This window comes from Streptomyces lydicus (genome assembly GCF_001729485.1).
GTDB classification, from domain to species: Bacteria; Actinomycetota; Actinomycetes; order Streptomycetales; family Streptomycetaceae; genus Streptomyces; species Streptomyces lydicus_D.
Map to the genome: position 1 here is coordinate 1,036,530 of NZ_CP017157.1, position 15,856 is coordinate 1,052,385.

Annotated in this window: 11 protein-coding genes and 1 other RNA gene; 9 read left to right on the plus strand and 3 right to left on the minus strand. The window is 73.4% G+C overall.

All coding sequences use genetic code 11. The annotated features are described in order from the left end of the window. Positions 1-433: 433 nt before the first annotated feature. On the minus strand, positions 434-3,979 hold the full coding sequence (locus SL103_RS04460; RefSeq protein ID WP_069567470.1) for an FtsK/SpoIIIE domain-containing protein: 3,546 nt from the start codon (positions 3,977-3,979) through the stop codon (positions 434-436). A 530-nt stretch (positions 3,980-4,509) separates the two neighbouring features. Between SL103_RS04460 and SL103_RS04465 the strand changes: the two genes are divergently transcribed. From SL103_RS04465 to SL103_RS04480, 4 genes are all read left to right on the plus strand, one after another. After that, a complete protein-coding gene (locus tag SL103_RS04465; RefSeq protein ID WP_069567471.1) occupies positions 4,510-6,135 on the plus strand; it encodes a serine/threonine-protein kinase in 1,626 nt (541 codons plus the stop codon). A 198-nt stretch (positions 6,136-6,333) separates the two neighbouring features. Further along, the gene (locus tag SL103_RS04470; RefSeq protein ID WP_069567472.1) at positions 6,334-7,605 is read left to right on the plus strand and encodes a serine/threonine-protein kinase; all 1,272 of its coding nucleotides are present in this window, start codon (positions 6,334-6,336) and stop codon (positions 7,603-7,605) included. Between the two features lie 79 nt (positions 7,606-7,684). Further along, entirely contained in the window at positions 7,685-8,791 is a 1,107-nt protein-coding gene (gene prfB, locus SL103_RS04475) for a peptide chain release factor 2 (protein WP_069567473.1), read from the plus strand. Positions 8,792-9,119: 328 nt separating this feature from the next. Further along, positions 9,120-9,965 (plus strand): hypothetical protein, encoded by an 846-nt coding sequence (locus SL103_RS04480; protein ID WP_069567474.1) that lies wholly within the window; start codon positions 9,120-9,122, stop codon positions 9,963-9,965. Positions 9,966-10,083: 118 nt separating this feature from the next. Here SL103_RS04480 and SL103_RS04485 read toward each other — a convergent pair whose 3' ends face one another. Then, positions 10,084-10,278 carry a hypothetical protein gene (locus tag SL103_RS04485; protein ID WP_069567475.1) on the minus strand — a complete coding sequence of 65 codons (195 nt, stop codon included), beginning with the start codon at positions 10,276-10,278 and terminating at the stop codon, positions 10,084-10,086. 251 nt (positions 10,279-10,529) lie between these two features. Between SL103_RS04485 and ftsE the strand changes: the two genes are divergently transcribed. The 5 genes from ftsE (at position 10,530) to ssrA (ending at position 14,421) form a co-directional block, all read left to right on the plus strand. Then, positions 10,530-11,219, plus strand: coding sequence for a cell division ATP-binding protein FtsE (gene ftsE, locus SL103_RS04490; protein ID WP_069567476.1), 690 nt, complete (start codon positions 10,530-10,532; stop codon positions 11,217-11,219). Between the two features lie 9 nt (positions 11,220-11,228). Continuing rightward, positions 11,229-12,140, plus strand: coding sequence for a permease-like cell division protein FtsX (ftsX, locus tag SL103_RS04495; RefSeq protein ID WP_069567477.1), 912 nt, complete (start codon positions 11,229-11,231; stop codon positions 12,138-12,140). A 68-nt stretch (positions 12,141-12,208) separates the two neighbouring features. Further along, positions 12,209-13,429 carry a S41 family peptidase gene (locus tag SL103_RS04500; protein ID WP_069567478.1) on the plus strand — a complete coding sequence of 407 codons (1,221 nt, stop codon included), beginning with the start codon at positions 12,209-12,211 and terminating at the stop codon, positions 13,427-13,429. Between the two features lie 18 nt (positions 13,430-13,447). Beyond that, positions 13,448-13,945, plus strand: coding sequence for an SsrA-binding protein SmpB (gene smpB, locus SL103_RS04505; RefSeq protein ID WP_069567479.1), 498 nt, complete (start codon positions 13,448-13,450; stop codon positions 13,943-13,945). Between the two features lie 105 nt (positions 13,946-14,050). Beyond that, positions 14,051-14,421, plus strand: a transfer-messenger RNA (tmRNA) gene (gene ssrA / locus SL103_RS04510). 78 nt (positions 14,422-14,499) lie between these two features. Here ssrA and SL103_RS04515 read toward each other — a convergent pair. Continuing rightward, positions 14,500-15,774 carry an MFS transporter gene (locus SL103_RS04515; protein WP_069567480.1) on the minus strand — a complete coding sequence of 425 codons (1,275 nt, stop codon included), beginning with the start codon at positions 15,772-15,774 and terminating at the stop codon, positions 14,500-14,502. Between the last annotated feature and the right edge of the window lie 82 nt (positions 15,775-15,856).

Consider the following 15,856-nt stretch of genomic DNA (forward strand, 5'->3'; position numbering starts at 1 on the left):
TCTGCGTGTACCTGCGTGTACGTGTGCGTCTGTGTCTGCGTCTGCGCGTCAAGCTCGTGCTCTGTGCGTCTGTGCGTGAAGCTCGTGCTCCGCGTGTGGGTGTGCGACAGGTCTACGCCCTGCCCCCGGCCTCCGCAATACCGCGTCCGGCGTCAACTCACCTTTTGTGATCGGCCTGTTACGGCCCCACCCACGTACCGCCCCACGCCCCGCCCTCAACGCCCGCCCCTCTCCCCGCCCGAGCCCACCAGGCCCCAGCGCAGACCGGAAGCACCGACCACACACAGCCCAGCTCCCCGCTGCAGGCCCACAACTCAGGACGCCACGCCACCGAGCAACTCAGGACAGCGGGCCACCGACGGGCGACGGGTCACCGGCCAACTCAGGACGGCAGGCCACCGACGGGCGCCAGGCCGCCAACCGCACCCCGATCTCACACCAGCGGCGGCGGGGCGGTCGCGCCCGAGGACTGGGCGGCCCGTTGGAGCGCGCTGGCCAGCAGGGCGAGGTCCGTCGGGCCGTTGCCCAGCTCGCGCAGCGGGCGGCGGGCCGGCGGGTCGCCCATCCGCTGCCACTCCAACGGCACGACCGTCGGGCGCAGCGTGGACGTACGGGGTATGCGGCCGGTCACCCGCCCGGCCTGGAACGGGGTCGAGGAGCCGTCCGCCGCGCGGTGCAGCCGGCCCCGGCCGGTCGGGGCCGGCTCGGGCGCGTCTCCGTCGGCGCCCAACTCGATGCGCAGGTCGGCGAGTTGGCTGGTGGCGGTGTCGGCCGTGCGGTCCGGGTGGCCGGTCGCGGCTATCAGGTGAACGCCGAGGGCCGCGCCTTCCCGGGCCACCGCTTCGAGCGCGCGCACGACGGAGCCGGCGGCGGGGCGGCCCGGGCTGCCCAGGGCGGGGGCGACGAGCGCGTCGAAGTCGTCGACGAGGACGAACAGGCGGGACAGGGGCCCGGCCGGGGCCGGGGCGGGGCTGTTGTTTTCCGTGTCGCCGGCGGGGCCAGGGGGGTCGGCGGGGGTGCGCAGGCGCAGTGTGCCGGTCGTCGAGGGGTCCGCCGGGGTGCCGCCTTCCTCCTCCTTGTTACGGCAACGATTACGGAGAGTAGTTAGTTCCTGCTGTCCGTCACCTTCGTGGGTCCTGTCGTGGCTCCTGTCGTGAGTCCTGTCGTGGGTTCTGTGGGTCCTGTGGGTTCCGCTGTCCGCGGTGCCGGATTCGGTGGAGCGGCGCGGGGCGATGACGCGGGGCGCGGGCAGGTGTTCGGCGCGCCAGTCGGCGAAGGGGGTGCCGGCCAGTGTTTCCGCCCGGCGCTTCAGTTCCGAGGACAGCGCCTGGGCGAACTCCCGCATACGGACCGGGTCGGAGGCCGCGAGGTAGGTCGTGACGTGCGGCAGGTCCGTACACACCCGCAGGCCCTCGCCGCGTTCGCTGCCGCCGCCGTCCACCAGGACCAGCGACAGCAGGTCGGGGCGGTCCGCGGCGGCGAGGGAGGCCGCCAGTGAGCGCAGCAGTTCGGTCTTGCCGGTGGCGGCCGCGCCTTCCAGCAGCAGATGGGTGCCGTCGGCGGCGAGGTCGGCGTGTACCGGGCCGTGCGGGCCCGCGCCGAGCACCGCGGGGGCGCTGGGCCGGTCGGTGTCCAGCGCGGCGGCCCAGCGTGCCATCAGGGACGCCGGGGTGGCGCGGGCCAGTCCCAGCTCGTCCAGCAGCCGGGCGGTGTCGGGCAGGGGGACGGCCGCGCGCTGGACCGTGCGGCCGCCGGCGGGGGCGGCCGGCTCGGCCTCGCGCAGCGGCGCGAGGGCCCGGGCGAAGCGTTCGGCCCAGGCGCCGGAGACCGCGTCGACCGTCGCGACGGTGCCGTTGGGGCCGGAGCCGGGCTGGACGACGCGCAGCGCGGTGGCGACGTCGCCGCTGAGGACCGCGACCGCACCGCACTCGCCGAAGGCGGGGGAGGCCGCGCGGGCCGCCTCGTACGTCGCGGCGAGCGGGAAGGCGGGGGAGGCGGCCGGTGTTTCGGCCAGGCACAGGAGGTGGATGCCGGCCGCCGCGCCGCCGGACGCGAGCCGGGCGGTGGTCTCGCGCAGCGCGGACGAGCCGGGGTCGCCGTCGACGATCAGCAGGGTGTACGGGCCCTGGTGACGGGCGGCCGCCAGGGAGACCTCGGCGCGTTCGGCGCTGGGCCAGTCGGGGCCCAGCGGGCTGTCGTCGAGCCGCCGGACGAGTTCGGTGGCGCGGGCGGTGGCCTGTTCCTTGTCGTAGGCGAGGAGCAGCCGGCAGTCCTGGCCGTGGCCGGGGCGGACGTGCGGCAGCCAGCCGAGCCAGGACCAGTCCGCGATCCGCTCCTCGGTGCTGCGCGCCCGGTCCGTGCTGATCAGCACGATGTCGAGGGTGCCGGGGGAGTGCAGGGCGGCGAGCTGGGCGATCGCGGAGCGGACCAGTCCGGTGAGGCGGGCGCGCGGGCCGGCCAGGCCCAGCGAGCCGGCCCGGCGGAGCTCGACGGTGACGGGTACGGCGGCCCGGCCGCCGCTGCGGCTCGCGGTGCCCAGCCGGACGGTCAGCGCGTCGGGGTGGTCGGGGCCGCGTTCCCACAGGCGGGGGCCGGGACCCAGGGCGGTGAGCAGGACCGTGGCGGCGTCCGGCCAGCGTTCGTGGCCGGCGGTCCCGTAGGGGGCGGTGACCGCCTCCGGGCCGCCGGGGGCGTCGGCGTGCGGGGCCGGGTGGCCGTCGCCGGGTTCGTAGGGGGCGGTGAGGGGGGCGTCCTGCTGGTCCGCGGTGGGCCGGCCGCCGGCGAGCCGCCGTGCCCATGCGCCGAGGCCGCCGCGCCGGCCGCCCCTGCGGGGTGCCTCGTCGGTGCGCGGTCCGTCGGCCGGGGCCAGCGACTGCCCGCCGCCGTGGGTGCGGTCCGCCGCGCCGGCCGGGGCGTCGTGGGCGAGTTCCCGGCGGACGCCGGCGCCGTGGCCGGGGCCGTGCCCGTAGCCGTGGGAGGTGGCGGCGTCCGGGTACGGGGCGGGGGCGTGCGAGGAGTCGTAGGCGTAGCCGTGGTCGGCGGCGGGCGGCTGCGACCACGAGGGCCGGCCGGCGTCGGCGGGTGCCGGGGGCCGGGAGGGCCGGCCGGGGTCGGCGGGCGGCGCCCCGGCGGGCCGGCCGTTGTCCCGTGGCTCTTCGGCGTCCTGGGCCGGTGTGCCGCGCAGGGGGGTGTCCCGTCGGCCCGTGGCGACGGGCGGGGGCGTACGGGGGGCCGGTACGGGGGAGGCCGCGCCGGGGTCCCGGGGGTCCGGCGCGTACGCGGCGGGGCCGGACGGGGCGTAGGTGCCGTCGGGGCCCGGGGTGATCCGCAGGTGGCCCTCGCCGTCGGGGGCGGTCTGCAGGGCCGGGTCCGGGGTGCCGGGGGCGGACTGGACGCGGAGGGTGGATTCGCCGATGCGCAGCAGGGCGCCGGGCCGCAGGGGTGCGGGCTGTTCGTCGAGGCCGGTGCCGTCGACGGCGGTGCCGTTGGTGGAGCGCAGGTCCGCGACGTACACGGCGCCGTCGGGTTCGACGGTGACGGCGCAGTGCAGCCGGGAGACGTCGGGGTCGTCGAGGGGGACGTCGGCGTCGGCGGAGCGGCCGATGCGGATCTGGCCGCCGTGCAGCAGGTGGACGCCGCCGGCGTCGGGGCCGGAGACGACACGCAGGCGGGCGGTGCCGTGCGGCAGGCCGTGGGCGGGGGCCGGGCCGGGGCCCTGGAGGGTGAGGACCGCGCCGTCGATGAGCGGGGGTTCGCCGAGGGCGGCGCGCTGGGGGTCGAGCCGCTCGGTGCCGGCGTAGAGGACGACGGGTCCGCTGCCGCCCGCGGTGCCGACGTCCGCCCCGGAGCCCGCCACGGAAGCGGCGAGCGAGCCGGCCACCGCGGCCAAAGCGGTGCCGGCGGGGGCCGTCACGAGCACGTCGCAGGCCCGTGTGGTGTGGCCGCTGCGCGGCCCGAGGACGGTCAGCCGGATCTGCATCGCCGTCAACGGTCCCTTCTGCCGGGGATCCGGCAGGGGCCGCTTTCTCCCCCCGCCAACCCGGGCACGTCGGCACGTACAAGTCCCAAGTGCACGTTGCGACACAGACCGCGCGCCCCCACCGCTTCGTGCTGGGTGCATCCTCGCACCTGCCACTGACAACACGCCCGCCGACCGTCCATCAGTGATCTTGATTGGTCTTCTACGGGCGAAAAAGTGCCTGCTTGCGCGCGGTGCGCGGCCGGATTCGGACCTCCGTGGTCAGCTCGGAAGCGTCCGCGGCGGTCCGCTGCGTCCGCCGCGCGCGTGCGCCGGAGGCGACCGGCACGGAGGGGCAACCATCTGTCCGGAACGCGCGTCTTCCCCACAAGTCCGGGCCGGTCCGCCGGACCGAAAAGCTTGTGCGACGGCACTACAGTGGATCGGACGGGCCGCGCGGAGATGACCTTGGGTCGGACCGGCCGCGCGGAGCTGGCGCAGCTGAACCCAGTGGCCCGGGGAAGAGATCCATCGACCAGGGAGCGCATGACGTGCGGCCGGTAGGCAGCAAGTACCTGCTCGAGGAGCCGCTGGGACGCGGCGCCACGGGCACCGTCTGGCGTGCCCGCCAGCGGGAGACGGCAGGGGCCGAGGCCGCCGTGGCCGGGGAGCCCGGTGAGACGGTCGCGATCAAGGTCCTCAAGGAGGAGCTGGCGCACGACGCGGACGTGGTGATGCGCTTCCTGCGGGAGCGCTCCGTCCTGCTGCGGCTCACCCACCCCAACATCGTGCGCACCCGCGACCTGGTCGTCGAGGGTGATCTGCTCGCGCTGGTCATGGACCTGGTCGACGGCCCGGACCTGCACCGCTATCTGCGGGACAACGGCCCGTTCAGCCCGGTGGCCGCGGCCCTGCTCACCGCCCAGATCGCCGACGCGCTGGCCGCGAGCCACGCCGACGGGGTGGTGCACCGCGACCTCAAGCCCGCCAACGTGCTGCTCGCCGGGTCGGACGGCGACGGCGAGATGCACCCGATGCTGACCGACTTCGGTATCGCGCGGCTCGCCGACTCCCCGGGCCTGACCCGCACCCACGAGTTCGTGGGCACCCCCGCCTATGTGGCGCCGGAGTCCGCCGAGGGCCGCCCGCAGACCTCCGCGGTGGACATCTACGGCGCCGGCATCCTGCTGTACGAGCTGGTCACCGGCCGGCCGCCGTTCGCCGGGTCGACGGCCCTGGAGGTGCTGCACCGGCATCTGAGTGAGGAGCCGCGCCGGCCCAGCACGCTGCCCGAGCCGCTGTGGACGGTGATCGAGCGCTGTCTGCGCAAGCGTCCCGAGGAGCGGCCGAGCGCCGAGAACCTCGCCCGGGCGCTGCGCACGGTCGCGGCGGGCGTCGGGGTGCACGCCACGCCGGCCGCCGCGGAGGCGGCGCTCGGCGTCGCCGCGCTGCTCGCCCCGGATCCCGCGCCGGCGACCGTCCCCGGTACGGGTGTCGGCGGGGCCCAGGGGGCCGGCGGCGACGCGGACCCGACCCAGGTGCTGCCGTCCGGGCCCGGTGCCGGCGGCTACGACCCGGCGGCGGCGACGAGTGTGCTGCCGTCCACGGGCGGCTCCGGCGCCGACCCGACCCGCGCGATGCCGCCGATGCCGATGGGCGCGCCGTCGGCCGGTCAGGAGCCGGACGGGCCCCATCCGTGGGAGTCCCAGATGCGGGCCGCGCGCGACCGCAACGAGCAGACCCAGGTGCAGTACCTGGACCCGGGCCAGGACCCGCTGCGGCGCCGTCCGCAGCGCCGGCCGGCCCAGCAGCAGCCGCCGTATCCGCAGCAGGCCCCCTACGGGCAGCCCGCTCCGGCGCCGTACGCGCAGCAGCCGCAGGCGCCGCAGCGGCGTCAGGAGCCGCCGCCGCAGCGTTACGAGCCGCAGCGGCCGCCCGCCCCGGAGCCGCGTCCGCGCCGTGAGCCGCGTCCGCGCAGCGCCAACCCGATGCGCATCCCGGGCCTGGGCTGCCTCAAGGGCTGCCTGGTCACGCTGATACTGCTGTTCGTGGCGGCCTGGCTGATCTGGGAGCTGACCCCGCTGCAGCAGTGGATCGGCACGACCCGTGGCTTCTTCTCGCAGATCGGGCACGTGTACAACCAGGTCGAACACTTCGTGAACAAGCTCAACGCCTGACCGCGCCGCCCCGGAGACCCTCGGTCCCGGGGCGGCTTCGTAGATTTGTCGACTTCTGGCTGCTTTCCGGCGGGAAATTCGCCCGCAGAAGTGAAGGTTGCCGCCGTTGGGGGCACTGAACCCCCTGGCATCCGCGTAGCTTTGACGCCAACCTCAGCCCCCGCAGGACGCTCGGGGGCCCGACACGTCGGAGCAGTCTTGGCACGGAAGATCGGCAGCCGGTACACCGCCCACCAGATCCTGGGGCGCGGCAGTGCCGGCACGGTATGGCTGGGCGAGGGTCCCGAGGGGGCCGTGGCCATCAAGCTGTTGCGTGAGGATCTCGCCTCCGACCAGGAGCTCGTCGGCCGCTTCGTGCAGGAGCGGGCGGCGCTGCTGGGCCTGGAGGACCCGCATGTCGTCGGGGTCCGCGACCTGGTCGTCGACGGCAACGACCTGGCGCTGGTCATGGACCTCGTACGGGGCACCGACCTGCGCACCCGTCTGGAGCGGGAGCGCCGGCTGGCCCCGGAGGCCGCGGTCGCGATCGCCGCCGACGTCGCCGACGGGCTCGCCGCCGCGCACGCCGCGCGGATCGTGCACCGCGACGTCAAACCGGAGAACGTCCTGCTGGACATGCAGGGCCCGCTCGGCCCGGGCGGCGCGCACCCCGCCCTGCTGACCGACTTCGGCATCGCCAGGCTGGTGGACTCCCCGCGCCGCACCAAGGCCACCAAGGTCATCGGCACGCCCGACTACCTCGCCCCGGAGATCATCGAGGGCCTGCCGCCGCGCGCCTCGGTGGACGTCTACGCGCTGGCGACCGTCCTGTACGAGATGCTCGCCGGGTTCACGCCCTTCGGGGGCGGCCACCCCGGCGCGGTGCTGCGCCGCCACGTCACCGAGAGCGTCGCGCCGCTGCCCGGCATCCCCGACGAGCTGTGGCAGCTGCTGGTGCAGTGCCTGGCCAAGGCGCCCGCGTCCCGGTTGCGCGCCCCGGAACTCGCCGCCCGGCTGCGGGAGCTGCTGCCGGGCCTGGCCGGGATGCCGCCGCTGGACATCGACGAGCCGGACGGCGAGCAGCCGGAGGACGAGGCGGACGGCGCTGCCGGGGCCCGCGAGGAGGCGTTCTACCCGTCCTCCGGGGCGGGCGAGGCCACGCCGCCGCGCGGCGCGGTCCCCCTGGTGCAGGGCTCGGCCCCGGACTCCAACCGGGAGACGCACACCAGCATGCGGGTGCCGGGCCCGGACGAGCTGGCGGGCGGCGCGCACGGCACGGCGCGGGCCCCGCGGGCGGCCGGTGAGCGCCGGGCGGGCTCGGCGCGGCACCGGGCGTCGCCGGAGGCGCTGCGCCGGCGCCGGATCAGGCTGGGCGCCGCGGCCGCCGCGGTGGTGGTGGCCGCGGGCCTGGGCGGCTGGCTGGCGTCCGACGACGACGGTTCCGGCGACGCCACGCCGGGGGTCCACCAGCAGGGGCCGGACGCTCCGTGACGGCCCGGTGACCCGGACCGGGCGGGTTGACCTGCCGGGGCCGGGTCACGCTGCCGGTGGTTGCCGTTAGGCTGGGTGCGTGGCAGTCGTCGATGTATCCGAAGAGCTGAAGTCCCTCTCCTCGACCATGGGGTCGATCGAGGCCGTCCTGGACCTCGACAAGATGAGGGCCGACATCGCCGTGCTTGAGGAGCAAGCGGCGGCGCCGTCCCTGTGGGACGACCCGGAGAGCGCCCAGAAGGTCACCAGCCAGCTGTCCTACCTCCAGGGCCAGCTGCGCCGGGCCGAGGAACTGCGCGGCCGGGTCGACGACCTGGAAGTCCTCTTCGAGCTCGCCGACGCCGAGGGCGACGAGGACGCCCGGGCCGAGGCCGAGACCGAGCTGACCGACGTCCGCAAGGCCGTCGAGGAGCTGGAGGTCCGCACCCTCCTGTCCGGCGAGTACGACTCCCGTGAGGCCCTCGTCAACATCCGTGCCGAGGCCGGCGGGGTGGACGCCGCCGACTTCGCCGAGAAGCTGCAGCGCATGTATCTGCGCTGGGCCGAGCGGCACGGCTACAAGACCGAGCTCTACGAGACCTCGTACGCGGAAGAGGCCGGCATCAAGTCGACCACCTTCGCGGTCAACGTTCCCTACGCCTACGGCACCCTCTCCGTCGAGCAGGGCACGCACCGCCTGGTGCGCATCTCGCCGTTCGACAACCAGGGCCGCCGCCAGACGTCGTTCGCCGGCGTCGAGGTGCTGCCCGTCGTCGAGCAGACCGACCACATCGAGATCGACGAGTCGGACCTGCGGGTGGACGTGTACCGGTCGTCCGGGCCCGGCGGCCAGGGCGTCAACACCACCGACTCCGCGGTGCGGCTGACGCACATCCCCACCGGCATCGTCGTGTCCTGCCAGAACGAGCGCTCGCAGATCCAGAACAAGGCGACCGCGATGAACGTCCTGCAGGCCAAGCTCCTGGAGCGGCGCCGCCAGGAGGAGCAGGCCAAGATGGACGCGCTCAAGGGCGACGGCGGCAACTCCTGGGGCAACCAGATGCGCTCGTACGTCCTGCACCCGTACCAGATGGTCAAGGACCTGCGCACCGAGTTCGAGGTCGGCAACCCGCAGGCCGTGTTGGACGGTGACATCGACGGCTTCCTGGAGGCCGGGATCCGCTGGCGCAAGCAGCAGGAGAAGTAACCGCGCCGCCCTCGGCGAGCGCTCCCTGACACCGGAACAACTGCCTCCCTCGGGGAGGCAGTTGTTTTTGTCGTGGTGGTTTGGTCACAGTCGTATGTCCATGTACCGCGCAACCGACGCGAATTCGGGCATCCGGCCTTTAATCGGCCTTGACGATGTTCGTCTTCCTGGGAAGGCTGAGCGCGGCATGCGTATGTCTGGGGCGCGTGTAGGAACGGGGAGATGAGTGGCCTGTCGGCAATCCGGGGCCACGACACGCGTCCCCTCGGCCCGTCGCCCCGTACAGCGGTGCTCCAATGACGAGTTCAGCTACTGGGGGTAGCAGTACATGACGAAGAAGACGCGGCTGCGCGTAGCGCGCATTGCGGCCGGTGCGGTGATCGCGGCGGGTGCGTCGCTCACCGCGGCCGGCGTGGCCTCCGCGGCTCCCGCCGACGGTACGGGCGGTGAGAGCGGCGGCATCATCGGCGGCCTCCTCGGCGGTGTCCTCGGCGGCGGTGACTCCGGCGGTGACTCCTCGGGTGGTGACACCACCGGCGGCGACACCACCGGCGGTGACACGGCCGGCCAGGTCGGCGGCGGCGAGATCGGCGGCGACTCGGGCGGCGAGATCGGTGGCGACCAGACCGGTGGCGAGACCACCGGCGGTGACACCACCACGGGTGGCGAGACCACCGGCGGCCAGACCACGGGTGGCGAGACCACCGGTGGCGACACCACCACGGGTGGCCAGACCACCGGTGGCCAGACCACCGGTGGCCAGACCACGGGTGGCGAGACCACCGGTGGCCACAACAGCGGTGGCCAGTCCACCGGCGGCGACAGCACCGGTGGCCACAACAGCGGTGGCCAGTCCACCGGTGGCGGCAACGGCGGCAACGGTGGCAACGGCGGCCCCAGCGGTGGCACCACCACCGGCGGCGACTCCACCGGCACCGGCACCGACAACGAGGGCTCCAAGCCGGTCGAGCAGCCCGGCCAGGGCAAGGAGCAGATCGCTGACACGCCCGGCCAGGCCAAGCAGCAGGCGAAGGGCGGGGAGCTGGCCGAGACCGGTTCCTCCGGCACCACCTTCCTGCTCATCGGTGCGGCCACGATGATCGCGGGCGGTGTGGGCTTCCGTGTGCTGCCCCGCCTGATCAACAAGAACGGCGGCGGCGCGGCAGCGGCCTGACGCTGACGCGGCACCACGAGGGGCCCGGGACGCACACAGCGTCCCGGGCCCCTCGGCGTTCACACTCCCGCCACGGGCGGGACAGCGTCATATGCACCCGGTAGGGGTGCGGCGTGCGTCAGACGGCCTGGTGGAGCAGCACCCCGACCGCGATGAGCACGATCATCAGTGCCACCAGCATCACGGGGCTGAGCTGGGCGAACACGCCGCCCGCTTGCTGCTGGAGCCGTTCCCTGCTCGCCCGGCACACAGGGCAGCGGCCCTCGCTCACAGGGGCCGCGCAGTTGGCGCACACCAGTCGGTCGTACGTCATGCGACCTCCTTCTTCACTGCACCAACGCACCGGGGTGCACATTGGTTCCCCCTTCCACTGTGCCAGCTCCCCGCCGGAACGGCGCGCCCCGCAGGATTGTGCGGCTTTTTGTCCCAAAGGTGCCGTGAAGAAACGCACCATCCCCCTACGCCGACTGCACCGCCCCGCGAGGTTCGCGTATGGTCACGCACACCGACGGGAGCCGCAACTCGGCAACCCGTGCCGCTATCCAGGTCGACCGTGGTGCATCAGTGATCCGATTCGACAACGTCTCCAAGACCTACCCGAAGCAGAACCGCCCTGCACTCAGGGACGTCTCGCTCGAGATCGAGCGCGGCGAGTTCGTCTTCCTGGTGGGCTCCTCCGGTTCCGGCAAGTCCACCTTCCTGCGGCTGCTGCTGCGCGAGGAGCGGGCCAGCCACGGCCATGTGCACGTACTCGGCAAGGACCTCGGGAAGCTCTCCAACTGGAAGGTCCCGCAGATGCGGCGCCAGGTGGGGACGGTCTTCCAGGACTTCCGGCTGCTTCCCAACAAGACCGTCGGGGAGAACGTCGCCTTCGCCCTCGAAGTCATCGGCAAGCCGCGGGGCCAGATCCGCAAGACGGTCCCCGAGGTCCTCGACCTCGTCGGGCTCGGCGGCAAGGAGGACCGGATGCCGGGCGAGCTGTCCGGTGGTGAGCAGCAGCGCGTTGCCATCGCCCGGGCCTTCGTCAACCGCCCGATGCTGCTCATCGCCGACGAACCCACCGGCAACCTCGACCCGCAGACCTCGGTCGGCATCATGAAGCTGCTGGACCGGATCAACCGGACCGGTACGACGGTGGTCATGGCCACCCACGACCAGCAGATCGTCGACCAGATGCGCAAGCGGGTCATGGAACTCGAGAAGGGCCGGCTCGTACGCGACCAGTCGCGCGGCGTGTACGGCTACCAGCACTGAAAGGACGCCATGCGCGCCCAGTTCGTCCTGTCGGAGATCGGCGTCGGTCTCCGCCGAAACCTCACGATGACCTTCGCGGTCATCGTCTCCGTAGCCCTCTCGCTGGGCCTGTTCGGCGCCTCGCTGCTGATGCGCGACCAGGTCAGCACGATGAAGGGCTACTGGTACGACAAGGTCAACGTCTCCATCTTCTTCTGCAACAAGAACGACGCCGAAACCGGCGCCAACTGCGCCAAGGGCGCGGCCACCCAGCAGCAGAAGAACGACATCAAGGCGGAGCTGGACCGGCTGCCGATCGTCCAGAGCGTGACCCACGAGTCCAGCGACCAGGCGTACAAGCACTACAAGGAGCAGTTCGGCGACACGCCCGTGGCCGGACTGGTGACGCCCGACCAGCTTCCGGAGTCCTTCCGCGTCAAGCTCAAGGACCCCACCAAGTTCACGGTCATCAAGTCGGCGTTCTCCGAGCGGCCCGGTGTGCAGGAGGTGCAGGACCAACGGGACACCGTTGAGCCGCTGTTCAACCTCCTCAACGGCATGAACATCGCCGCGCTGTGCGTGATGGGGTTGATGCTCGTCGTTGCGCTGATGCTGATCGTCAACACCGTGCGGGTGTCGGCGTTCAGCCGTCGGCGGGAGACCGGCATCATGCGGCTGGTGGGAGCGTCCAGCTTCTACATCCAGATGCCGTTCATCCTGGAGGCCGCCATCGCGGGCCTGCTGGGCGCCGCGTTCGCCTGCGTGCTGATCGTCGGCGGCAAGTACGTCCTCGTCAACAACTGGCTGGCGAAGAAGATCCAGGTGATCAACTTCATCGGCTGGGACTCGGTGGCGGCGGTGCTTCCGCTGGTGCTGCTGATCGGGCTGCTGATGCCCGCGCTCGCCGCGTTCTTCGCGCTGCGCAAGTACCTCAAGGTGTGAGCTTTGCCAAGGGGCGCCGTACGGACAACTTCCCGTACGGCGCCTTTTTGTCCCCTAGACTCACCGGCATGTCGGGCCCGTGTTCGTACGTCCGGCCCCGCCGCATTCGCCGCGGGGCGGCCCTGACGTTGTTCCTCGCGAGTGTGCTGGCCACCGGTGCGGTGACCGGCACATGGAGCGACGAGGCGGCGGGCGCGGGCGGCCGCGCCGCCCCGGACCACGCCGTTCCGCGGGCCCACGGCTCCGCGTCCGCGCGGTCCTCCGCCACCGCCGACCGCGCGGCCGTGGAGCGGGCCGCCACCGAAGCCGTCGAGGACGGCAAGTCCGGTTCCCAGGCGGCCGCCGACGTGGTCAGCCGCAGCGGCGACCGCTGGTCGTCGATCTACACACCGGGCGAGTTCGAGGATTTCCAGGCGCAGTTGGACGGCCGTTACGTCGGTGTCGGGCTGTGGGTGCGGCAGGTGGGGGACCGGACCGAGGTGTCCCGGGTCCGGCCGGGCAGCCCCGCGGCGGGGGCCGGCGTCGCCGTCGGTGACCTGCTGCGGGCCGTCGACGGCCGCGCCACGCGGGGCCGTCCGGTCACCGAGACCGTCGCGGCGCTGCGCGGCGATACCCGGCGCGGCTCCCGGACCGCGGTCGGCACGGCCGTACGGCTCGACCTGCAGCGGGGTGACCGCCGCTGGAGCGTGACCCTGCACCGCGTCCGGCTGCGCACCCGCAACGTCGTCACCGACCGGCCGGCCGGGCCGCACGGTCCGACCCGCGTCAAGATCGCCTCGTTCGCGAGGGGGACCGGCGACGCGGTCCGCCGCGCGGTGCGCCGGGCCTCGCCGCACGGCGGTCTGCTGCTCGACCTGCGGGGCAACACGGGCGGGCTGGTCACCGAGGCCGTCGCCACCGCCTCCGCCTTCCTGGACGGCGGCCTGGTCGCCACCTACGACATGCGGGGTGCCCAGCGTGCGCTGTACGCCGCGCGCGGCGGCAACACCCGGCTGCCGCTGGTGGTGCTCGTCGACGGCGGCACGATGAGCGCCGCCGAACTGCTGACCGGGGCGCTCCAGGACCGCGGCCGGGCGGTCGTGGTGGGCTCCCCGACCTTCGGCAAGGGCTCGGTGCAGATGCCCAGCCGGCTGCCGGACGGCTCGGTCGCCGAGCTGACCGTCGGCCACTACCGCACCCCGTCGGGGCGGACCGTCGACGACGCCGGCATCACCCCTGACCTGGTCGTCGGGGATCATGCCGAGCGGCGGGCCCGCACAGTATTGAGTGGCCTCGGAGCGGGTGCGTAGTGCGAAAATGGCCGCACTATGGCTAAGGACAAGGGCAAGGACAAGACTCCCGGGCGCAAGCTCGTCGCACAGCACAAGAAGGCGCGGCACGACTACCTCATCCTGGACACCTACGAGTGCGGTCTGGTGCTGACCGGTACCGAGGTGAAGTCGCTGCGTCAGGGCCGGGCGTCGCTCGTGGACGGCTTCGTGCAGATCGACGGCAACGAGGCGTGGCTGCACAACGTGCACATTCCCGAGTACGCCCAGGGCACCTGGACCAACCATGCGGCGCGGCGGAAGCGGAAGCTGCTGCTGCACCGCCACGAGATCGACAAGCTGGAGTCCAAGAGCCACGAGTCGGGGCACACGATCGTGCCGCTGGCGCTCTACTTCAAGGACGGCCGGGCCAAGGTCGAGATCGCGCTGGCCAAGGGCAAGAAGGAGTACGACAAGCGGCAGACGCTCCGTGAGCAGCAGGACCGCCGCGAGGCGGACCGGGCGGTGTCCGCGGCCCGTCGGCGGCAGCGGGCCTGACCTGCGGGTGCGGGGCCCGGGAATACGCTGGAAACCTCACCCGTTGTTCACGTACGATGGCTGCGCACCCCACGGAGGGTGTGCACCACATTGAAAAATCAACATGGGGATGATCGGTTTCGACAGCGGATGTCGAAGCAGGGGAAGCGTGTCGAGGAAGCGGCAATGATCTCGTAAACCATATGCCGAAACCAATAATCGCCAACACCAAGCGCGATTCCTTCGCCCTCGCTGCCTAAGTAGCGACCTGCGAAGTGTCAGCCCGGGGATGATCCCGACCCGGATCCTGGCATCAGCTAGGGGTCTTATCCGTTGAGCCCGGTCACGGGGCGCAACGGAGACATCAAACAGTGACTGAGCCCGTCGGAGACTTGTTCGCGTGATCTCCGGGGCTGAGAAAATCGCAGCGAACTGCACACGGAGAAGCCCTGATTCCACACCGTTGGACGCGGGTTCGATTCCCGCCATCTCCACTCATCCCATGTAGCGCAGCGCCCCCGCGAGATTCTCGCGGGGGCGCTGCGTTGTTGTGTCCTCGCCCGCGCCCGGCCGGCTCACCAGGCCCGACGGCCCGACCGGGCGAGGGTGAGGGCGAGGGCGGCCGCCGTGGCGGGGACCCCGTAGGCGGCCGCCGGGGCGGCCAGGTGGTCCACCGCGAAGCCGCCCGCCGCCGCGCCGGCCGCGATCCCGCCCAGCAGGGCCGTCACCGCCAGTGTCATCCCTTCGTTCAGCCGGTCCGCCGGGGTGCGGGCCTGGACCAGTCCCATGCCGGTGACCATGGTCGGTGCGGTGGCCATGCCGGCCGCGAGCAGCGCGGCGGCCAGCGCCGGCGCGCTCCCGGTGGCCGCGGCCGCGAGCGGCAGCAGCATCAGCCCGGCCATCGCGCCGACGCAGGTCAGGAAGCGGTCCCCGAGGCGGCCCGCCGGGCGCAGCAGGCCGTACAGCAGCCCGGCGGCGCCGGACCCGGCCGCCTGGAGGGCCAGCATGCCGCCCGCGGCGGAGCGGATGCCGTGGTCGTCGGCGTAGGCGAGGGTGACGACCTCCAGGGAGCCGAAGATCGCGCCGGTGGCGAGGAAGGTGAGCAGCAGCGGCGGGAGGCCGGGCAGCCGCAGCGGTGTCGCCGCCCGCTGCCCGTGGGTGCCGGCCGGCCGGGCCGCCACCGGTGGTTCGGTGTCGCGCCGGGCGGCGAAGAGCAGTACGCCGGTCAGCAGCAGCGTCGCGGCCACCGCGGTCCCCGCCTCGGGGAAGAGGGTGGTGCACAGCAGCGTCGCGAGCACCGGGCCGAGCATGAAGCACAGTTCGTCCGCGGCCTGTTCGAAGGAGTTGGCGGTGTGCCGGGCGGCCGGGTCGTCGCGGAAGAGGTGCGCCCAGCGGGCGCGGGACATCCCGCCGGTGTTGGGTGTGGTGGCGGTGGCGGCGTACGACGCGAACAGGGTCCAGTCGGGCGCCCGGAGGTGGACGCACAGCAGCAGCGAGAGCGAGCCGAGGACGGCGAACGCGGTGGCCGGGACCGCGACGCGGGACTGGCCGTGGCGGTCGACCATGCGGGCGGTCCACGGCCCGGCCAGCGCCGTCGCCGCGAGGCCGGTCGCGGTGACCGCACCGGCCAGCGCGTAGGAGCCGCGCGAGCCGGCGATCATCAGCACCGCGCTGACGCTGAACATCCCCATGGGCAGCCGGGCCAGCAGGTTGGCGGCGGTGAAGGCGCGGGCGCCGGGGACGGCGAGGATCCGGCGGTAGGGGGCGAGCGGGCGGAAGCGGGGGCGGCGGCGCGGGGCGGGGCGTACGGGGGGCGCGGTGACGGGGCGGGCGGCGAGGAAGAGGATCATGCCTCATACGGTGGCGGCAGCCGCCGGTGTCGGTCCAACACCTGATGAGCACCGATTCACGCGGCTGTGTTGTCAATGGGGC